Genomic DNA, 22,222 nt, shown 5'->3' with positions numbered 1-22,222 from the left:
CAACAGTGACTATTTCTGTTTTGTGAATCGTAACAATGATTAATTTTCGTGGGCTGAGTCATTTCTCGCATAACTTATTTATCGGATAATCAAATACCCGTTCCTTCAGGTTCATCATAAAAATCGTAAGATGTAAATCACATAAGCGCGCTATAACCTGAATATTTTTAAATCGGGTTAGATCATCCAGTCAAAATGGAACGGCAATATCTGCCGAATCCGGTAGAGGAGCGAATCCTTTTTTACGGATTTCATCTCGACTTACCTAAAAATGGTGTAGGTTTAATAGTAGACGCGAGAAGTGACTGGTAGTTCTGTGAGCGGATTGATCGCTCATGTGGTTCAGATAATTCAAAAGTCGACCCGGTTCAGATATCCAGACAGTAATCGCGATCATTGATAGATTCAGCATGGATTCACAATAAAAGCTATTCAAAATTGTGATTGATGCGTTTTTTGGTCATCGTTTGATGATATTCTGAAATTCTTACACGAGATGTAAGGGACTAACCATGCCACAAATTAAAATTATAATAACGATATTATTGATCGGTGTTGCTCCTCTATACGCTGATGATCCCGTGATACCAGGGGCTGATTTAGGGAAATCATCGACATTACCTCCTCCACCAAGCTCAGTTTCACCCAGTCCAGATCCCGCTGCGAACGTCGCACCTCAAAATGCTCCGCAGAATCAAAATCCTGATGCGATTACACGTCCTGTCCCTGGTTATCAGGGGGGGCCTTATGTGCGGGGTGGAAATCAATATTGGTTACCCAACAATATTGCACCCCAAGTGGGAACACCTTATTACTATAGCGCTACTCAAGGCCCAGGAAGTACTTATGGAATGACTGGACCTAGCGTGGGTATGCATGCGGGACAGACTTGGTATGGTGGTTATCATAGTGCGAATACAGGAATGCAAGACCAGGCTCTGTCATCTGATCCTTATACAAGGCACTTTGGACCCGGGTTTTATCGGTCGCACGAGTATGGGCATTTCCGTTTCCCCTCATACAGTTACAGGCGGCCTTGGTATAATCCAGGGGCTCCTACTTATAATCGTGACACAAACTATCGCTGGTGATTCACTAATAAAATGAACAGTTTTTAAGGCTGATTTGACTGAATCCCATCGCCCAGGCTTTAAGCCTGGGTTTTTTTATTGCTACTAAAATAGCGGCGTAAAAGGTGTGACGTTCCGTAGAAGAGGAAAAATAAGTCGATCCATTCTAATCCTCTTTTCATGATTAGCCGATACAAACAATACAATGTGGTATGTATTTACCCAAATTGCGTTCATTGGATTTGAGGTTCGGAACAACTTCGTCGAGATCCAAGTCGATTGGGGCATTTTGAATCATACACTGAAATGATTGATATACAGCAAGTTAAGGAAAATTTGCTGACATTTGATAAACGTTATTTTTGATTCTAAGTCATGTTCTATGAGCCCTCTGGTTGTTCTCTAACATGAAACAAGGACTCAATGATAACGCAAATTGCCATTTTCCTCTGAGTAGGTAATTGGGGAGCGACTGCGGATGTTCAAACAGAACTGCCACGGACGGGCACTTCGAAATTTTGAAAAGAATCGATTTCAAGATCTCACAAAGCTGATTGCTATTGTACTGGCAAATGTCGTTTGTGCGCAGTTGGTACTCGCTCAGGGCCCATCGATGATCCAATTGCCTCAGCCTGTTCCAAGGGGAGATCAGTATGTACCAGCACAAGTTCAAGTTCCCTCAAATAACTCTGGACAATTTCAGCAAAGTCCCTATGTTCAGCAACCTCAGGGAGTAATGCCAGTACAGAACGGAATTGTACCGATTCCGAATGGGCAAGTACCTGCGCATGGTCCAAGCATTCGTATGGTTCAGGATACAGGACGTATTACCAGAAAACCACTACCTTCACAGATCCGTTCAACTCCCGGAATCTTTGATGAAATGGAAATCATTATTCGCCGTAGTCAGTTGGTGATTACGAATTCCCGAATTCGGCGATATGCGATTGCGGATCCTTCGATCATTGAATTTGTTACTTACTCGCCTACGGAAGTGGCCATTGTTGGTTTGGAACTGGGAACAACCACTCTTACGCTCTGGTTTGAAGGCGATGAAACTCCCATTACCTATCTTGTCCATACCATACAGGACCCTGACTACGGTGATCAGAGACGAATCGACTACGGCAAACTGGAACGAAAATTAGCAGTCTTATTTCCTAACAGCAAAGTATACTTGATCCCGCTTTCACGGAAAATCATTGTCAAAGGGGAAGCTGCTGATGCAACAGAGGCCGCCCATATTCTTTCTGTCATTCGGGGAGAAGTGATCAGTCTGGATGGAAATCTTGGTGGGCCACAGCCTTATTCAACTGGTTTTGGATATGGGGGGGCTGGCATTGACTCTACATATGGTGGCGTTGATCTTGATTATGCGTCCTCATTAATTGTTAATATGCTTGAGATTCCTGGAGAATTTCAAGTGATGATTCATGTGACAATTGCGCAACTGAACCGAACGATGTTGAGACAACTGGGTGTGGATTTAAGTGTTCTGTTTGACAATGGTCGACATTTTATTGGTTCAACGATGGGTGGCGTTCCTTCGACTTTGACCGGTATTTTTGAAGCAGGTGAAGTGAATGTACTCATTAATGCATTGGCTCAGAATGGTACAACAAAAATTATGGCTCGGCCGACTTTAACCGTATTAAGTGGGCACTCAGCGAGTTTTCTGGCCGGTGGTGAATTTGCGGTACCTACGATTGTGGGGGTAGGGGGAGCCCAGGGAACATCAACCACGTTCCGAGGTTTTGGTACCTCAATCGTAGTGACACCAATTGTGATTGACAAAGATTTGATTCGTATGCGAATCGTTCCGGAATATAGCCAAATCAACGACAATAACGCAGTCTCCGGTATTCCGGGTTTGGATTCCAGAAGAGCCCAGACAACTGTCGAGTTACGCGAAGGCCAGACAATCGTGCTAGCAGGTTTGTTCGGGCATGATACAACGACTGGAGTGACACGTATTCCCTGGTTAGGAGAACTTCCTCTCGTTGGCGGTTATTTATTCAGCTCGAAACAATCGAGTCAGGGGGAATCGGAATTACTGATTACAGTGACTCCTCAACTAGTCAGGCCTATGGAAGAAGATGAAGTGCCACCTTATCCAGGTTTCGAGGTGACAGTGCCTCATGATAAAGAATTATACAAGTACAATATGACTGAAGGGGCACCGGATACCGGGGTTTACCAACTGCAACCGTATGGACGAGGAGCGGGCCGCGGTGTGGAAGTCGGTTATCAGCCATTTAATCCAGCACCCGCTTCACCTTACTATCCTCCAGTGAGTACGGGAACTTATCAGAACGGTGCAGCAGCACAGCCTATTCCTCCCAGTCGTCCGTTTCCGAGTCAAACGAGGCCGGTAAGACCACCGAGGCCGGTTCATTCAAATCAGCCGCCATCACTTCCACCACCCGCACCGGCAGCAAGTGGACCTCAGGCTCAGAATTTGAATCGAGGAAATCTATCACAACAAAATCAGCCGCGCTTTACCCAGATGATCAAAGATAGATTCCAGAACACGAAGACTGGTAGAAACAACAATAATTGGGTCCAACCAGCAGGTTATGTGGATCCTAAAAAACGAATTGATTCTTCTGAATCACCAAAGAGTCAATCAAAATTTCCCTGGATCGGTCGAGGGAAGTAACTCTCGAAGTACGAGAACTAAATATTTATTGTTCAATGGGTTTTCAGCTCATGGAACGTGAATCATAGAATTGATACTGAAATACGATTTGTCTGAATCTTATAACTGAATTTCGTGTTTTGAAAATCAATATAAGATAAAACATCGTATAAAATAACAATTGAGGGACATGATGGCCCGATTACCAATAATACAAAAACTGGTTCTTGCTTCGTTCTGCATACTGCTGGTAGCAGGTTGCTGTGGTTGGGGCGGTGGTGGCCAGTGGGGATTACACAAACGCTCATTAGCAATTCCTGAAGTCTATCCACTGGGTAGTGTGAATCGAGCGCATTATCACACAATGGAGTCCAATGCCGAGGCGGTCGATTTTATTATCAACCGAAATGAATTTGTCGAGAATAGTGCCGAACTTACCACAAACGGAAAAGATCACATTCTCGAAATCGGAGCACGGATGAGAAGTGCTCCTTATCCGGTAATTGTTGAACGCAGTGATAATAATTATGCCCCGGAACTTGATGCATTTCGACGTCAACTGGTTGCTCGGATTTTAACAGATCTGGGAAACCAGGATGCTGACCAGCGCACCTTTGTTGCAACCCCTTATGGGCGGTCATTGAATTCCCGAGAAGCGGAAATCGACTACTACCGATTCCTCTTTACTCGTGGTGGATTTGGTGGCGGCTTTGGTGGTGGTTTCGGCGGTGGCGGTTTCGGCGGTGGTGGCTTTGGTGGTGGTGGATTTGGCGGTGGTGGATTTTAAATTCGCCTGAATTAGCTATCTTCACAAGATCTGTCACAGGCTTTCCAAGTAGGACAATCAAAACGTCACAAGAGAATCATTTCTCCTGTGGCGTTTTTTAAATTCATATTTGACAGGAATTTAAGAAGAATTGTTCTTGTAGATTTTGTTCAAACAGCGGTCAGATCTCGGGATGTCGATCGAATATTGTCTTTCAATTTATTTTCAAAACTCGTATCGACACGATTTGGGAATCAGCTTAAAATCCTCGCCTCACATTAAATCAATTCTCTCTCAAAGTCCCTCAATCCACAAATATACTTTTCTTGCTGACAATCCAGTAAAAGAAGCAAAATCAATATTCAATCTAATGCAGGCCGAGACTGGAATCCGTCTAAAAATATGTGATTTCATTAGTGCACTTGGAATTGAGTCGATTGTGCTTCATCCAGATTGCTGGCTTTAAACAAATCATAAATTTAAATGAAGCAGCACGATCTGTATTCGCTGAGTTAAGGTTGATACCCGATGAAAACTCGTATGTTTCAACATGTTGTATTCCTGTCATTGCTTTCCATCTTAATATATGGATGCCAGTCTGGTCCTTTCGCCAGAAATTCTCAATTATCGGATTCATTTGCCCAAGATTCATCTGAAATGAAGAATGAGTCTGAAATACAGAAAAGTTTAAGAGAAGCGATGGCTGTTGAGAGACAGAAAGGACAATCTGAGAGAAATCGGCGGAATTCCCAACCAGATCCGTCGGCCAGCCTGGCAGAACTTTCGACACCCAACCAAAATCAGAACCATCTTACTCGTCCAACGGAATCCAAAATTTTACCTATCAGTTCCACAGAACCAGCTCCCTTGGAGTCAAACGATACCACAGTGATTCGTGAATTAAATCTGGCTTATGATGCCGACCGCAGTGGAAATATTGAGAAAGCGCAAGGGTACTATCAGCGTGTTCTCACACTTGACCCTGACAATTTTGGGGCCTTGCATCGACTCGCAATTATTGAAGATAAAAAGAACAACTTTCCTACGGCTGAAGCTTATTATCTGAAAGCATTAAAACTAGATCCCTCGAATGCTGATCTTCTCAGTGATATTGGCTATTCCTATATGTTACAGGGACGTGATGATTATGGTGAGAAATACTTGCATGAAGCACTCAAATATCAACCAGGTCACAGACGCTCTCTCGATCATCTCGGTTGGTACTATGGACGAATGGGACAATATGATCAGGCGTTGTCTCTGTTTCGTATGACGGGGGGAGAGGCTCAAGCGCAGTTGAAATTTGCCCAACTCTTCCCGGGCGTTGAACCGAATCCTACTTTGGCCCAAGGAGGCGCAAAGCCGCATAACGTACAAATGGTAGGACCGGAAAATACAATGGGGGGAATTCAAACTGCGGGTCAATTTCAGACAGACTATGATCAGAATATCCAACATGTGGGTGGCGGAGGCAGTGGACAATCCTCATCCCTTCAAATGGTGAATCCATCAGGAAACAATCCTACATTGCAGATCGCAGAAATGATGAAGCGGGAAAGAGACCGTGCTATTCAGGCGCGAGGTGATCAGCAGTTGCCTTCAATCAGTCCGAATCAACTGATGACAAAGCAAGTCACTGGTTACCCCAATCAAGCGACCGGGAATGTTCAGGATACTCCGCCTTTAATGGTGAATCCCTCAGAAACCGCTCCTACATCTGGAGCCAAAGCACCTCAAATTCAAGCTTGGCCACCGGCAGGTGATCCAGGCATCACCCAGGCAGTTGAAGCTTCGAATTATTGGGCATCGAAAGCACAGCAACAACAAAAACAACAGCAGCAGATTCAAAACCGAACAGCGCGTCCACTTTCTCCATCACAGATCCAACAGCAGCAATACAGGAACCCTGTGGTTCAAGGGAGGCAGTCCATGCAGCAGAGACAACCTCGAAACATGACTCCGCGACAACAACAGCAGATGCGAAGGCAGCAAATGGCACCTGCGAATGTTCCGCGTGCAGGCCAACCGATGTACGGCAGACAGTATCAGTCTCCCGGGCAATTTCCTAACTATCAAATCAATTCAACCCAGTCTCCACCACAGCAGCAGAGATCGCATTCTGAAAACATTCAGCAGAATCATGAGCAGCAGTTGGTCAAGGAAGCTGTCCGTACTGGTATGAACATGGGACCCGGCCAAATGTTTCCGGTTGCCGAAGGTAAGTCGAATCATCCAAATAGTTCACCCCTAATGTCTTCACAAATTCCGACAAGCAATCCAATACCTGCATCGGCACAAGTTCCTCAACAGAATGTTTATCAAACAGGTGGTCAAAGCATTCGCCAGGTCGGCACAGGGCAGCCAACCTATCAGCAGCAGATATCTCGTGGAATTAGTCAGGCTGGTTACGAGTTTTCAAATCAACAAACTTTGCAGATGAATGGTTTCAATTCAGCTACGCAGAATCGGAATCTTGGAAGAATTCATGAAATTCCTTCATCAGTACCTCAGTCTGCAATGTATTCTAATAACCCTGCGTTTGCTCCAGCGAATGTCCGTTCTCATAACCCGGAACCAAACCAGCAAATATCCTCTCCCGTTCAATGGGGAGCACAACAACAAGCATCACCTTACCACTTTCCAGCGCAGCAAGGTCAGTATTGATCAGAGCTCACGACCAGGTTGAGGAATTTAGCTGGCTAAGAGCTGTTGTTCGAGAGATTCGATGATTTCTTCCATAGGCCATTCTTGTAAGGCAACTTGAATCGAAGATCGATTTTCAAGCCATTTTCTGACCTGTTTTTCTGCGAACATCACAGTGCTGTGATTACGACCTCCAAAGAACTCTCCAATTTCACTATATGCCGCTTGCGTTAATTTTCTTCCAAGAAACATAGCCAGCATTCGAGGTTGGCTGATATTCCTGGCTCTGCGCGATGATTTCAAATCTGCTTCAGAGATGCCGAAGGTAGAACATACGATTTGTTTAATATCGTCGAGTTTAACAATTCGGATACAATCACGTTCCAGATCAGCCAGAATCTGACGTGCCATTGAAGTCGTGATTTTCTGCTTCGTCATGACGTGATACGTTTGCAGACAGTTCATGGCGCCTTCCAGTTCCCGGACATTATTGGTAAATCGTCTGGAAACATATTCCAAAGCACCCATTGTGATGGGAGTCTTTAATTTCAAAGCGCGTTGTCGTGCAATCTCGAGTCTCAACTCGATTTCAGGTGATTCCACACGACAGACTAGTCCTGAGAGAAACCGAGTCGTAAGTTCCTCACTCATTTTCGTTAGCAGGCGTGGGTGTCTGTCTGACGAAAAAACGAGTTGTCGGCCATGGCTTTCCAAATGTTTGATCGTGTGTAAGAGCTCTTCCTGAAAGATCCGTTTGGATTCAAAAAAATCAACATCATCGATGATGAGCACATCAACATTTCGGAATCGCTGACGAAAACTGGGAACAGACCTTTCTTGTAATGCTTTCGAGAAGTAGTTTCCGAATGATTCTGATGTAAGAAAAACGACTTGCAATGAAGGATAGAGTTGACGGACTTTGCGATAGAATCCTTCTAAAAGGTGAGTTTTACCTACACCGACTCCACCGTGAATAAAGAGTGGGTTGTAAAGCACTCCCGGCTGATCACTGGCTTGAAGCGTTGCCGTATACGCCAGTTGGTTTGACTTGCCAGTTACAAATGTTGAAAGGTTCGAAAAGAGCCTGCCTTTGTAACGCGATACTTCTTTTTTTAAATTCTTTTGATCACTTCGCTTGTGCTCACCTGATGTGTTTTTTGAACTCAAAGAAGAGGGATTTGTTTCTAAAGTTACAGTAGTCGAGTGAGTTGGCTCTCTATTTGAGGTTTTGTTATTTGAAACTTGAACCAGATCAGGATTCACTTCGAACCGATATTCCGCTGAGGAACCAATACAGGCAAGAGCCGTCGCGTAGATTTGGGAAGAAAACTTTTTTTGCATCCAGCTCAGCAAAAATGGACTGGCAACGCCTATGGTGAGAAGATTGCCTTCTATTTTGAAGCTGACTTTTCCTGCAAACCAGTTCTGGAAGCTGCGTTCACCGACCTGCTGCGCGAGCAATTGCGTAATCGATTGCTCACTTGTTTCGGTATTTACAGGCCCCAGCTTGGCTTCCGTTGGTTGCTTTTGTGTTGACCCACAAAGCGTACCCTCCACTGCCAAAGACTTGGGTTGCATCTTGCACCCTCCCCTTGCGCGCACAATCCCTCTACTATAACATAAGAAAAGCGAAATCCTGCTCTTCTGTAAAAATCATAGTCGTGAAATTTATAGGGAAATGATGCGCTAAAAAGCTCCATTGTGAACAGCATCAGGAAGATCTCAGGCAATTGTCTTCCAGCCCGCTGCGTTAACTCATTCAGTGCTTCTGATACTAGCTTGATTTAACAAAGAGTCAAACAGAAACGGAGAGGATTTTCTTCAGATTTTTGAGACCGAAATCAAAAGCTGTTTTACCAGTAGAAAATGACAAATTTCGCAGAAAAAAATTCACAGAAAGAGAACGCTTGTTTGTTCAAAACCTGTTTATTGATTTGTTGTTTTTTTTTCGGGAAAACGAGAACAGATCCGCGCATGAACACTCAAAGTGTATTGACTCACAAATCCCAATTCTTCATAAATCTTTATCGCATAGGAATTTTTGTAATCAACGGCGAGTATGACAGCCGTCTGGCTGTGGGTCTGGGCTTCCAGTAATCCATGTTGAATCAAAGTAGCACCGTACCCGTTTCCCCGATATTCTGGAGCCACTCCCATGTAGACGACTTCCCAGACATTATCTTTTTTGTGTTCAGTCATCAGTAGTACGCCTAGATCGACTCCATTTCGATGACACAGATACCAGTGATTCTGGTCAGAATCTCCTGAACTCCGGTGAGATTCTAATGATTCTTCAGCAGTTCGAGATTGATTCAGTGCGGGGCAATCATGAGAAGACTGATGTGTTAGCTCCAGCAAATCCAGGAATCGTTTGCGGTTTTTGTGTTCATCAAATTTGATCCACTGCAAATGCTCATCATTTAAAGTGGCTTGACTCAGTTTGGTCAGAGGATGTCTCATGAACATCAGGTTGGTTAAATGAGGAAATCCATTACGGCTCAGCAACCGTCGATGATTCATCTGTCCTGGTTCCAGCAAGGATTGACCGATACTGGCTTTGGATTGGTCGATACGTATAGCCATTTCCTGTAGAATTGCTTCTGCACAGTCGTCACGTTTCGTAAACGGAGGCCATAAGAATGCCGTTGTTAAATCTGTGAATATCAGAACTCCTACTCCAATCAGCGCACCTGAATCTCTCGCGATCAGAATTTGAGTTTTATCGATTTCTCCTGAAGAAATCGATTTCATGAAATCCTGAGTCTGTGACTCTCGCTCAGCTTCTGCTGCGTCCGCAAAGATAAAAGCCGAAGCCTCTGATTTTTCGGCTTTGGTTGCTAAAGAGATGGTAATCGACATGAGTAGTTATACATTCCCGTGTCACATGATTTACATCAGGTTGGTGGTGAAAGGCGCTCTACTGCTCACCATCATAAAAAAAAGGCTGGTCGATTGACCAGCCTTAGTTTGGAAAGATGCAGGTATCTTAAAATTTAACGGAATGTAAGTCGTTCAAATTTGTTGAATCGTGCCTTAAACGAGGCAGATTATATCCGTAAGGATTCGTGTCGATTGCGGGTGATGTTTCAGGTAATCCCCACTGTCTTTCCGGAAATTTACGAATCACATTATCAACGGGACTCAGATTCTGATCACCGATGAAAACGGGATGATAAGATTTCGTTGGAGTAGGGAAAGTTTGTTGTACAGGGTTAGGCGAATTTGTCACCAGAAGCAAAGCCAGACAGCAGGCAACCGTCGTCAAGGTAGGCAACAAGAAGTTGAACCTGGTAGGACGATTTTTTCGGCGTTGTGCAGCAATCTTAGCTGAGACTTTAGGCCAGACACTGTCTTGTAAGGAAGGCACAGGTGCACTGTCCAACTGTTTCTGAAGTGCGTCATAGCTTTTTTGCAACTCTTCGTATTGAGAGCGGCATTGATCACAGTTCTTGAGTTGTTTTTCTAAAAGTTCAAGTTCTGAACCAGATAAGTCGTTACCAACTGCGAGGGCGACCCGTGATTTCAAACCATTGCATTGTGCGCAGTGCATGTCTCTTTATTCCTTGCTCGACATGGAGGTTTCAACATTTTGTCGGCTAGACCATAGTTTTTGGAAACGATTTCTTGCTTCAGCCAGTCGCCATCGAATTGTAGCTTCTTTTCGATCCAGAATGGCGGCTATTTCAGAAGTAGAAAAGTTTTCCAGATCTCGAAGCACAAGCACAGTTCGGTACTTTTCAGGAATCTCTTCCAGAATGGCTTGCACTTCTTGATTAATATCAATTTTGGCCCTCGGATCCGGAACAGCCGGGTCAAAGGGAGAATCGGAGGGGCTATCACTAAATAATAACCACCAACCTCTTCTTTTTTGTTTACGAAGATAATCTAACGCATGATTGACCCCAATTCGAAATAACCAGGGACCGAACCGTCTGGATGTATCGAATTGATCGAGCCGCTCATAACTTTTCAGGAAAGTGTCCTGCGCCAGATCTTCAGCTAACTCCGGGCTTTTGACAAACTGAATGATCACACGAATAAGTCGTCTCTCATAGCGAAGGACTAACTCACCGAATGCACTGTCATCACCCTTGCGAGCTGCCTCTACCAAACGTGCGTCACTGGTTACGCCGCCAGATGATAGAGATTCTTTTTCTTCTATTTTTTTATCGACCATTTTTAACTGCATGTCTACCTCCCCTCTCCGCGTTAATGACACGCTATATTTCCATTACGCAAAAGAGAGGAGAAATGATGGAAAATTGCTGAAGTTTTTGATGTCTCAACTAAAATTTCTGCTTCTTTGATTCACCTACTCTCAATTATAGCTAGTAAAACATTGGTTTTGATGTAGTTTTGGGTGTCATTTTTATATTCGCTTAAGTGATTAGCATATAGTTGTTTAAGTCAATTATTAGTCCATAATCTTCAAATTTTAAAGAATGGATAGTGTCCATATGAATGCATGAGATAGATGTGGTCAATAAGGTTATGACAATTTGACGTTAGAAGTCAAAATTGTGAAATCAGTTATGAAAGTAAAGTCAACTGCCACAAATGGGGGCGAATGCGTTCGGTTTCCATGCCGAGTAAACCCAGTGATGTGTACTTTGCTGAACTGACTTGGATTCATCAGAATGAGAGATTGCTGTTCGCATTTGAAAAAAACGTACCGTATTGAAAAAGTAATGTTCTCGACCATAGATGGCTTATTAATACAAATTTTGTTTCTGGATTACATTTGTTGTTGGATTTGTTATTCTGGTTTGATGCAGGTCGAGGATTGAGTCTATCAATGGCACTGGCTTTCAAGAAGAGGATACTTTGATGAATCGCTGGAAACGATGTACTTGTTTGTTAGGTCTATTAATCGTGCTCGCTGGTTGTTCACAGGAACAACCGCAAACTACAGAGTCTATCGAGCCTGCTCCAGAGAAGGATACTGAGATGAATACAGAAAGTGAATTTCAATTGGCAGTTCAAAGCGAACCGTATGGAACAACCGCTGATGGCCAGGAGATTACTCAGTTTCTACTTTCAAATGAGAAAGGGGTGAGCGTTAATATCATCAACTACGGCGCCATTGTTACCGCCGTTTACGTACCAGATCGTGAGGGAAAGACTGAAAACGTGACCCTTGGATTTAATACTTTAGCAGAGTATGAAAAAAAGGGGCCTTATTTCGGTGCGATTTGTGGTCGATATGCGAATCGAATCGCTGAGGGAAAATTTACTCTGGATGGAAAAGAATATCAGCTCGCCCAGAATAATCCTCCCAGTCATTTGCATGGAGGCGAACAGGGCTTTGATAAGAAAGTGTGGGCTGCTGAGAGTTTTTCCGATCCTGATGAAGTTGGAGTTCGTTTAAGTTATGTGAGTCCAGATGGTGAGGAAGGGTATCCGGGAAAACTGACATTAAAAGTGGTTTACTCCCTCAATAATGAGAATGAATTCAAAATCGATTATACGGCGACCAGTGATCAGGCAACGCCGATAAATGTTACAAACCATTGTTATTGGAATCTGGCCGGGAAAGAGAATATTCTGGATCATGAGTTGATTTTGAATTGCAATCGCTATCTCCCCGTTTCAGAGGTTGCTATTCCTACAGGAGAGCTGGCAATTGTGAAAGACACCCCGATGGACTTTACCACAGCACATAAAATTGGCGAACGTATCGAGCAGGTGGAAGGGGGATATGATCATTGCTGGGTGATCAATCCATTAGAAAAACAGCCTGCCTTCTGTGCGCGGGTCAAAGATCCACAATCTGGCAGAGTCATGGAAATTTTTACTACCGAACCCGGCGTTCAATTTTATACAGGAAATTTCCTGGATGGAACCGAAGCCAGTGGTGGGTATCAGAAACATGGTGGGTTCTGCCTGGAGACACAGCATTTTCCTGACTCGCCAAATCAACCGGAATTTCCGAACACGATTCTTAAACCCGGAAAAGTCTACGAGCAGACGACAGTTCATAAATTCTCAGTCGAATAGTTATCTGAAACTAAATAGCAGTTCCGAATGGTTGCTCGAAAACTGAACCAAAGGTGTAGCGAATGGCTTCTATTTGTCGAATTTCATTCTGCCTGATATTAACTCTGGTCCCCTGTCATATAGTCTGGGCGGCTCAACAACAGGCTGTTTTTGAAGAAGTGGAAGGGCAGCCACTCGGAGCCAATGTGAAACGGCTCATCAATGCATTGAATTATTTGGGTTCACCACTTTCAAAACCGTTGACTCAAAAACTGAGATCCGCCTGTGAGCAACGCGATTCCAAGACAATTCAGCAATTACTTGATTCAGAGGTTCTCTGTATTGTTTCTTTGAATCCCGAAGTACGCACTAAAGTAGCCCGAGGACCCGCGCAGGCAAATCTACAGCAGGGAGGGTTCACACCTTTTATAATCAAGATCATTAACCACAGCACTGTCACACGACAGTTACAGATTTCCAGTCCTCAAGCAGGCCCCGTTTATTCGGGAGCCGCATTAAACAGTTTGAAGCGGCAGGCACAAACCGAATTAAATCGGAACCAGAATATTAACAGCAAAAAGGATCGTTTTCTGGAAGTGGAAATGTTTCAGGCGAGCCCTATGACAGTCAAGTTAAGTGGTCTCGAGGTGGAATATGCGATTGCTTTAATTTATGGCCATGAATCTGGTAAACGGGAAGCGACTTTAGGGTTCGATGTGGGTGCGGGAACTCAGGATATTGGCTTTCGCGGAGAAGTACCTGTTTTGTTTCATGTTCAACCAGCTGTGCCCGTGAAACTTTCGATCAAAGATTATGACGGTCAACCCTCGGCAGCACGGCTGGAGTTTCGCGATCCACAAGGACGAGTTTATCCTTTACAGGCAAAGCGGCTGGCTCCCGATTTCTTTTTTCAACCACAAATCTATCGACAAGACGGCGACACCGTTTTACTCCCTTCAGGAGTTTTAGATCTGGAATTTAGCCGAGGGCCGGAATATCAGAGATTGACCAAAAAAGTGACTGTATCAAAAGATGCTCCTAAGACAATTGAGATTCAATTGAAACGTTGGGTTAATCCTCGCAAATTCGGATTTTACTCTGGAGATCACCATATCCACGCAGCCGGTTGTGCGCACTATGATAATCCGACGAAAGGAGTCACTCCTCGCGATATGTTCAACCAGGTTAAGGGTGAGGGTTTGAATGTAGGATGCGTGTTAACCTGGGGACCTTGTTTTGAGGCACAGCGACAGTTCTTTGGTTCTACCGCCGATCGTGTGAGCGAGCCGCTGACTTTGTTGAAATATGATTTGGAAATCAGTGGTTTTGGTTCAGCTGCATTGGGACATGTTTGTTTACTCAACTTACAGAATCAAACCTATCCCGGCACGTTGGGGACAACCAGGGGGTGGCCAAGCTGGACTGTACCTGTCATGCGCTGGTGTCAGGAACAAGGGGGCGTAACCGGCTTTCCGCATTCCGCTCTGCGAGTCAATCCGCCGCAGGCAGCACAGAGACTGATACAGAATCTTGACCAAAACCAGTCACAAACGTTGAATTCTGCTGAAGCAGCTAAGGGGCTACTGCCTAAGCCATTCACTGATATTGATAACGATAAGAACGCCGAATTGAATGTGCAAGAATTAACGATTGCTTTGGAACAGGCGGCTGATGAATTACCGAATCTGGCAGTACCGGAGATGAATGGAGGTGGTGCCATGGAAATTTGTGTGAGCACTGCGGAAGGCGTTTGTGACTTCGTCAGCGCGATGGATACGGAACGTATTCCAGAGTGGAACACATGGTACCATATATTAAACTGTGGCTATCCGCTCAAAGTCAGTGGTGAAACGGATTTTCCTTGTATGAGTAGTCGTCGCGTGGGGCAGGGGAGAGTTTACGTACAATTGGGAGAGATAGACGAAATTGATTTCAGCCAATGGTGCCTGGGAATCAAACAGGGACGTTCATATGTGTCCGATGGTTTTGCTCATGCTTTGAATTTTCAGGTGAATGGTCAGTCCCCGGGTTTTGAAGATGTTGCACTTCAAGTGCCGACAACAGTAGAAATCAATGCAACAGTTTCTTTTGCTCCAGAGACTCCTAAAGCAGTTGCCTACGGATTATTAAATCCCCCCGAGGGTCGCCGCGCACAGGGAGATACGCGTATTTTGCATGCACCACGAAATTCCGATTATGTAACGGGGGGACAAAGATTGGTAGAGATTGTTTGCAATGGCGAAGTCGTGGCCAAAAAATCTGTTCCCGCTGATGGACAAATTCATCAACTCAAATTCACTGTTCCTGTAACACAAAGCAGTTGGATTGCATTACGGCAATTTCCACAACTGCATACTAACCCGGTGAATGTTATCGTGAAAGAACGTCCCATTCGTGCCTCGCGCGAGAGCGCGCTATGGTGTGCAGAATCCATCAAGCTGTTATGGAAAAATCGTCATCAAAAAATTGCCGCGCATGAACGAGGCGAAGCAGAGCAAACATATCAACGGGCGATTCGCACTTATCTTCAACGTGCTGAGGAAGCTGCCGAAATCAATTGAATCAATTACTTCTCTTTTTCGATTTCGCGGGAAATGATCACTGCCTGTTGACGATTGCGAGAACGTTGCATAAATTTTCTCCCTGTCACGAACAGGAGAACAACCACTCCTATTGCGGCAACCGGCATGAAGTGAACCGGTTCGGTCAGATAATGCAGAAGCCCATGGGGATTATTGGCGACTTCATTTCCATGTCCGGGATGGGCAAAGAGCTGTGAAGAACTGACCAGGGTAATGAGAGAAACTAAAGCGAGATTGAATCGGATCATTTCGAAAGAACTTTCTGAAGTCAAATATGGCAGGCTTTAATGTCGTTCCTGCTCGATTGCTCTATTTTAGGCAATAAGTCTCTGAGACTCAAGACACCGATTTAACGGTATTTACGGTGATTCGATTTGACCAGTAAGTTTCTCAATTCCATCTGAGTAAACATCTAAAACATGGGCGCGTTCCAGGTCATCAGCAAACCGGAATTGTTTCGTAATTTTCTCTCGATTTTGTTTCATCTCTTCCAGAAACATTTGAGCCTGATTCTGATCAAATATCGAACGACCTTCCCATTCGAGATAAATCGGGCTTGTATGCGAAAATAATTCACGACCATACTCATTGAGTGGTGTCATCTGCTTTCGTTTGGGATCCTTAGGAACGGAGGGAGATGGTGTTCTTAAAGCAATCCAGCCGGGTTGGTCGATTTCTAACTTCAGGTCGATTTGTGCTTCAAAATGGTTCTTTAGCGGTGAGGTTTTCTGCGTGGCTATGACCTTGCCGTTATGTATTAGCTCCAGTTTTTCAAAATCAATCCGTCCTGTCCCGGTAGCGCGAATTGTGATTTGATTCTTTTCCGTTGAAAGTTTTAACTGGTCTCCGATTGTTTTGTGATTGATTCGCAGATCCAGTAATGGGCCGTTTGTGATGAAGGTTCGTCCTGCTTTTAAGCTTTCCAGCCAGGTTGAAGTTGATAAAGGAGATTTTACAGCTGCATAGACCCGGGAAAAGTCGTACTGAAACCAATCGGTTCCGGTTGAAAACGGAGTTTTATAACCTGCGTTCAGATATTTGTAAAAACTGTCTTCATAGGAGCTGCGGGTTCCGCCATCGAAGATATTCAAGGCGTGAACTTTACCTTGAACGATGTTAGGAGTCGATTCCATTCCCCAGGCATTATGGCACCAGATGACAGTGGCCTGATCTTGAAGCGCGGTTTTAATTCCCCGTGATAAGGGAATACCATCGGTTCCCTGTTTCATGATACCAGGACCAATACTCACCGGTTGAATCAGTTTTTTAATATCCAGCAGCATAACATGACCATAACCTTCATCATATCCTGAACTATTATGTCGATGTTCTTCACCCCAGCCAAATAGAACGCCTGATGCCTTCGATAATGCGTTCAGATCTGCCATCGAGTACCGATTGGTAATGTAAGTTTTATCTGCGACAGCGCGTTCCAGATATGAGATGAATACAAGATCAAGTCGATCCGCGAAAGGAATTTGTGCTAAGTATTCATTACATTCCGGTTTGGTAAGCCGCATCAAATGGAGATGTGTATTTGCCGTTTTATAGTCTGGACTCAGGTTAGAAAAGCGGTTGAGATTGAGTGTAACGTCTTCCGATATTTTATCAGTGAGGTCGATGGTTTTCTGAGTGAGCTCTGTTTCCAGACCGGAAAACGCCTGTAAGATCAATTTGGCTTTTAGCAGTTTCAGTTGTACTTCCTCAGGAACGACATACCAACTGTGTATACCTCCTTGTTTTGAAGTCGACTTTTTACTGATTCCCGTCCCACGTTTAAGTAATTCGGGTAAGGTGAGAGGCTTTCCGTTTGTGTCCAAGATACGGAGCATCCCCGGAATATTTTGTTTACTACCATTCTGATTTTGTTCCACCAGACGTAGCGTCAGAGTACACTGTGGAACGGAGGTTGTTTGATTTTTTACGGGAGCCTGTAACAAAGCCAGATCTGCAGCAACTCTGCCAGACGGGAAAACAAAACTACATGTGACAAGCAAAACAAAAAACAATTGAAGCGTGTGTTTTGGGTTCCATATCATGTTGATCACGAGATCCCCTTGGAAATAGAAAAGACAACGGTCACAGTCTACTTCTAGGTTATCCGGCTATTAAGTGCCTGCAAAGCCTGTTTGTGATCTTCTGGAAATAAAAAACGACCAGACATTACAAAATGTCTGGTCGCCTCGCACAGCACCTTCAATTACACGTGGTTGTTCATATCATGTTCTGATCTTAGTCGAAATCCGTGACTTCTCCGCCTCTGATACTTGAGAGAGCCCGATAGACTCCCAAATCAATGTTCTCAGAAATGAATCGGACGCGTCCATCTCCGAAGACAAACTGGGCACCACCTGTGTGGTTACTGCTGAAGTCATCGAAGTGAGAAGCGGGATCGTTAGGAGTATGGTCTGTTGCCCCCAGGACGCGAGCAAACGTTTCTTCGCCTTCAGGGACGGCTCCCACCCAGGTAGTATACCAGCCGAAATTCGGATCTGTTTTTCGTTCACCTACAAACAGTGTTTGTGAGAGGCCGTCAGTAATATCACGAAAGCGTGTGTTACTGTTATGAAAGAAAAGCCCGGTACTTTGACAGGCTGAGCCTGCGGGAACAATCTCACAGTCATCTAATTCATCGCTTCCAAAGACTCCAATGTAATTAGCGAGCGCCAGTACCGCTAAAACATTTCCTGGATTTCCCTCTTCTTCTAGTTCAAACGTGTTAGGGGCAGGATCAGAAGGGCAACGGAACGCTGGTAAAATTTGATCGATTAAACCAGCAGTCTGAGCAGGATCATTTATATCGAGATTAAAGTCGATTTGATTGTAGAGAGGTGCTTGATCAAGATAAGGGAGAGCCATGGTTCCCCAACCCCAGCCGCTACCAAACTCAACATTGGATCCTACCCCGGGTTCAACGCCAATCCAACCTGAAGGTAAGATATTGTGGGTCTCATTATAATTATGAAGTGCCAGCCCTATTTGTTTTAAATTATTCTTGCAGGTGCTGCGGCGAGCTGCTTCACGTGCCTGTTGTACGGCTGGTAACAGCAACGCAATCAGAATCGCGATGATTGCAATCACCACCAGAAGCTCAATCAAAGTAAAGCCACGCTGAGTTTTCTTGAGTCTCTTCATCTCTAAACTCCGGGACGTTAGTCGGTATAAAGATATAAAATTCTGTAACAATGCAATCATTATTGCAAATGGTTTGCGGAAGTCAATCTCTAATGCAAATTAATTGCAACAGTTTCTGGGGGCGTGGTTATGCCGTGCCTGAACGGTCGTATTTTTCAAGATTTTCGAGTGGTTTTTACATCCTGCTACATCAAGAGAGTGAGTCGGCAAAAACGCTTTTTTGTCTATGTTTTAGGGCGAATGATGTAAAATCAACGTAGAAATTCTGTTTTCACCCCTGTTATTCCTTCGGATGGAGCGTCGATAAAATCTACGAGCAAAAATTCTGTTTCAGGGGTTGAATTCTTTTTTATTTTTAATGAATCAAGAGACGCTACTTGAAAACAAACGGATTTTCATTTGAGAGTTCTCTGGTTATCATGGTTGACGTCTGTTAGATATCCTGCACCTTATTCGACGACCCGATAGATTCGATGACCGCGCTCTCTCTTTCTCATTCTTATGCGTACTGCCAGCATCTGGCAAAACAGACAGCAGGGAATTTCTACTATTCATTTCTTGCTTTGCGTAAAGAACAGTTCCGGGCGATGTGCGTCCTGTATGCCTATATGAGAAACGTTGATGATTTGGGTGATGATCCACAACGTTCGTTTGAGGAACGTCTTGCATCATTAAGGGAGTGGCGATCAGAACTCCAGCAGGCGTTAGCAAGTGGAAAGCAATTCTCAGATGAATTTTATCATCCCTGCTTTCCCGCGCTACTCGATATCATTCAACGTTATGAAATTCCGGAACACTATTTTTTTGATGTGATTTCGGGGGTCGAGTCCGATTTGCAACCTGTTTCTTATCAGACATTTGATGAATTAGCAGAATATTGTTATCACGTTGCAGGCGTTGTGGGGTTGTGTTGTATCCACATTTGGGGGTTTCATGATGACCGTGCATTCGATGCGGGAATCGAATGTGGACTGGCGTTCCAAATGACAAACATCCTCCGCGATCTGACAGAGGATGTCGATCAGGGACGAGTGTATTTGCCTGTGGAGGATTTAGAGCAGTTCCATTACTCACGTTCCGATATCCAGGCACAGATTTATGATGAACGCTTTAAAAATTTAATGCAGTTTGAGGTGCAAAGGACGCGAGCATTTTACCAGAAGTCGGAACGTCTGATTGATTATATCTCACCCGCCGGACAAGGAATCTTAAGAGCCATGTACCGAATTTATGGTGGTATTCTTAATCAAATTGAACGTGTGGATTACGATGTTTACTCATCCCGGGCAGGATTACCTCGCTGGCGGAAATTATTGATCGCAGGCGAAGCAATCGTTTCTTCGCGTTGGTTTTCTGTTCGCTCTGCCAGGTGAAACAAAATGAGCTTTGGGGTTCAAAAAGAAAGCTCCCGATAATTGCATTAATTATCGGGAGCCATCTAGGAGCAGCAGGAACAAAGCTCACAAATTATTCGACACCAACATAGAGAGCCGGCGTTTTCATAAATAGATCCATATTAGTTTTGGTACTGAACAAGTAGAGTCTGCCTTTGTACCAGGATGCAAAATCCAAAGTCCCTTCTTTGTCATCCTGATGATCAACTAACAGGACAATGTCACTGCCTCCGGCAGCGGGAGCATATTTTGCAGGTTCACGGTCGAACTTCACTTTGTTCTCCAGTGAAGCAAACTGATAGTTCATGGATTTAAAGGAAGAGCTGAATTCAGGTCGTGCGTCGACCAAAAGTCGATTCTCTCGTAAGGCAACGGGGCAGAATCCCTTTAAACCTTTAATATTGCCGCGACTGGCAATGAGTGCTAATTTCTTTTCAATCGGATCACGATAGTCGCTGGTCGCAATCTTACTGGCGGGAATTGGTGCCGGTTGAGTCTTCTTTTTTTGTTCTGGTTGTGGTTTGAATGGATTCTCTTTAGGTAGTTCCAGCTCTTTTTTGACTACTTTTTTACCAGAATCCGTTTCCTTTTTAGGTTCAACTACTGGATCGGTTTGAGGTTCAAAGGGATTAAATTCTTTTTTGGACTCTTCCTTAGCAATCTGAGGAGTCGCTTCCTTCTCAGGAGTTGTCGTTTTTGTTTTTTGTTTTTCATCAGACTTCTTCAAGCCTTCTTCTTCAAGCACCAAACCACTGAAGGGAGTTTTGACTGCTTCCTTCTCTTTCTTTTCGGCCTTGGGTTTGACTAAATTATCGGCAGCTTCTTCAGACATATCTGGAAACAGATTCTTAAATTCATCTTCGAGAACTACGTTTTCAGGACTGGTTTCTGTTATTTTTTCTTCGGTAAACTGAGTTTCATCGGTTTCCTTCGTTTCAGCTATTTTTTGTTCTTCAAGTCCTTTGGCTGCTTCTTCCTGTTCTTCATCACTCAGTTTCTCAGTCGATGGAGCTACAGTATTCGCAACGGACGCTTCATTTTCGACTGGTTTTTGCGGAGTCGTTACAACTGTTTGAGTTTCAGGAGCTGGTGCAGTTGGTAATTGAGGCTGAGCCGACGAAACTGGTTTTTTGGTTGCAGGCGAGCTGAGTGGTGCTTTTTTGACATATTGATTTGATTGTTGAAGTCGTTTGGGAGTTTGGTTTGCTTTTCTTGGTAAGAACTTTTCATACCATTTTCTTTTTACATTTGGTTGTTGCAAACCATTTTGAGAGGGCGTTCTCACAATATTTTGAGGAGCTGGCTGGGCGTTTGAAGGTTGAGGCCGATTGACTACACCCCGTCCGCTGGCAGAATTTGCTCCGGCTGTTTGTGGCAAAGCGTTGAGCTGCATGGGAGGCATTGCCCGGCCATCGCGACGGTATAATGCCTCCAACTGGCGTTGAATCTCACTTTGGCCTGACCTTGCATTAGGTCGTGGAACGGCAGTCTGATATTGCGGAGTTGCAGCAGTTGATTTTTGACCACCACGAACGATGACTGGGCGTTTCTGTTCTGGTTTCTTTTGTGCAGAACCAGTACTTCTTTTTTGAAATAATGATTTTGGATTCAAAGTCAAACCGACTTGTTGTATCTGTGTATTTTTCTTTTCCTGTTTTGGAAAAATGGCACGTGGTTTTGTGCCACTGCGTGCTGAATGCATTTCACGTTGAATGGCATCTAATAACGTACTTTGTGGGTTCCGCGCTGGTTTTTTGCTTTGTATTTTCTTTGAACTCACTTTAACGGAAGATGGATCCGCCGACAGTAAGTTCAAATTCGTGAGCATTAAGCCAGAAATCGCGCTGAAAATTAAAACGCGAGCGGAGAAGCTTGTTCCTGCCTTCATCTCCTGAAATCTCCTGCTTCCTAAGTCTTGAGCCTTAACCAAATGGAATCCATGAGGAAGCACTCAATAAAGTTGCATTCTGAATGTTTTCTCGAATTGACGAGTCTTCATTTATTCGGAATATTGCTTT

At 44.2% G+C, this 22,222-nt stretch carries 15 protein-coding genes; 7 read left to right on the top strand and 8 right to left on the bottom strand.

Annotated features, from left to right (window positions below; translation table 11 throughout):
- Window positions 1-512 precede the first annotated feature (512 nt).
- The 4 genes from V202x_RS10680 (at window position 513) to V202x_RS10665 (ending at window position 7,138) form a co-directional block, all read left to right on the top strand.
- Entirely contained in the window at window positions 513-1,091 is a 579-nt protein-coding gene (locus V202x_RS10680; RefSeq protein ID WP_145174165.1) for a hypothetical protein, read from the top strand.
- A 457-nt stretch (window positions 1,092-1,548) separates the two neighbouring features.
- Window positions 1,549-3,729, top strand: a complete 2,181-nt coding sequence (locus V202x_RS10675) for a type II and III secretion system protein family protein (protein ID WP_145174162.1) — start codon at window positions 1,549-1,551, stop codon at window positions 3,727-3,729.
- Between the two features lie 169 nt (window positions 3,730-3,898).
- Window positions 3,899-4,495 (top strand): hypothetical protein, encoded by a 597-nt coding sequence (locus tag V202x_RS10670; RefSeq protein ID WP_145174159.1) that lies wholly within the window; start codon window positions 3,899-3,901, stop codon window positions 4,493-4,495.
- Window positions 4,496-5,131: 636 nt separating this feature from the next.
- On the top strand, window positions 5,132-7,138 hold the full coding sequence (locus tag V202x_RS10665) for a tetratricopeptide repeat protein (RefSeq protein ID WP_197993330.1): 2,007 nt from the start codon (window positions 5,132-5,134) through the stop codon (window positions 7,136-7,138).
- Between the two features lie 27 nt (window positions 7,139-7,165).
- Here V202x_RS10665 and dnaA read toward each other — a convergent pair whose 3' ends face one another.
- From dnaA to V202x_RS10645, 4 genes are all read right to left on the bottom strand, one after another.
- Window positions 7,166-8,695 carry a chromosomal replication initiator protein DnaA gene (gene dnaA, locus V202x_RS10660; RefSeq protein WP_145174153.1) on the bottom strand — a complete coding sequence of 510 codons (1,530 nt, stop codon included), beginning with the start codon at window positions 8,693-8,695 and terminating at the stop codon, window positions 7,166-7,168.
- A 348-nt stretch (window positions 8,696-9,043) separates the two neighbouring features.
- Window positions 9,044-9,976, bottom strand: a complete 933-nt coding sequence (locus V202x_RS10655; RefSeq protein WP_145174150.1) for a GNAT family N-acetyltransferase — start codon at window positions 9,974-9,976, stop codon at window positions 9,044-9,046.
- Window positions 9,977-10,103: 127 nt separating this feature from the next.
- Window positions 10,104-10,667: an anti-sigma factor family protein gene (locus V202x_RS10650; protein WP_145174147.1), complete on the bottom strand. Its 564-nt coding sequence runs from the start codon at window positions 10,665-10,667 to the stop codon at window positions 10,104-10,106.
- Window positions 10,668-10,673: 6 nt separating this feature from the next.
- Window positions 10,674-11,306, bottom strand: a complete 633-nt coding sequence (locus V202x_RS10645) for an RNA polymerase sigma factor (RefSeq protein ID WP_145174144.1) — start codon at window positions 11,304-11,306, stop codon at window positions 10,674-10,676.
- A gap of 638 nt (window positions 11,307-11,944) precedes the next feature.
- Here V202x_RS10645 and V202x_RS10640 point away from each other — a divergent pair.
- Window positions 11,945-13,114 carry an aldose epimerase family protein gene (locus V202x_RS10640; RefSeq protein WP_145174141.1) on the top strand — a complete coding sequence of 390 codons (1,170 nt, stop codon included), beginning with the start codon at window positions 11,945-11,947 and terminating at the stop codon, window positions 13,112-13,114.
- A gap of 62 nt (window positions 13,115-13,176) precedes the next feature.
- Complete coding sequence (locus V202x_RS10635) at window positions 13,177-15,654, top strand: CehA/McbA family metallohydrolase (RefSeq protein ID WP_145174138.1); 2,478 nt, start codon at window positions 13,177-13,179, stop codon at window positions 15,652-15,654.
- A gap of 5 nt (window positions 15,655-15,659) precedes the next feature.
- Here V202x_RS10635 and V202x_RS10630 read toward each other — a convergent pair whose 3' ends face one another.
- From V202x_RS10630 to V202x_RS10620, 3 genes are all read right to left on the bottom strand, one after another.
- A complete protein-coding gene (locus tag V202x_RS10630; protein WP_145174135.1) occupies window positions 15,660-15,923 on the bottom strand; it encodes a hypothetical protein in 264 nt (87 codons plus the stop codon).
- Window positions 15,924-16,034: 111 nt separating this feature from the next.
- Complete coding sequence (locus tag V202x_RS10625; RefSeq protein ID WP_232099003.1) at window positions 16,035-17,714, bottom strand: CehA/McbA family metallohydrolase; 1,680 nt, start codon at window positions 17,712-17,714, stop codon at window positions 16,035-16,037.
- Window positions 17,715-17,907: 193 nt separating this feature from the next.
- On the bottom strand, window positions 17,908-18,810 hold the full coding sequence (locus V202x_RS10620) for a DUF1559 domain-containing protein (protein ID WP_145174129.1): 903 nt from the start codon (window positions 18,808-18,810) through the stop codon (window positions 17,908-17,910).
- A 473-nt stretch (window positions 18,811-19,283) separates the two neighbouring features.
- On the opposite strand from V202x_RS10620, the gene V202x_RS10615 reads away from it, so the two are divergent.
- Window positions 19,284-20,183 (top strand): phytoene/squalene synthase family protein, encoded by a 900-nt coding sequence (locus V202x_RS10615; RefSeq protein WP_145174126.1) that lies wholly within the window; start codon window positions 19,284-19,286, stop codon window positions 20,181-20,183.
- 94 nt (window positions 20,184-20,277) lie between these two features.
- On the opposite strand, the gene V202x_RS10610 is transcribed toward V202x_RS10615, so the two are convergent.
- Entirely contained in the window at window positions 20,278-22,092 is a 1,815-nt protein-coding gene (locus V202x_RS10610; protein WP_145174123.1) for a hypothetical protein, read from the bottom strand.
- Between the last annotated feature and the right edge of the window lie 130 nt (window positions 22,093-22,222).

The sequence above is a fragment of the Gimesia aquarii genome, assembly GCF_007748175.1.
GTDB classification, from domain to species: domain Bacteria; phylum Planctomycetota; class Planctomycetia; order Planctomycetales; family Planctomycetaceae; genus Gimesia; species Gimesia aquarii_A.
The sequence above is the reverse complement of the archived record's forward strand: the minus strand, read 5'-3'. Positions and strand labels throughout refer to the sequence as shown.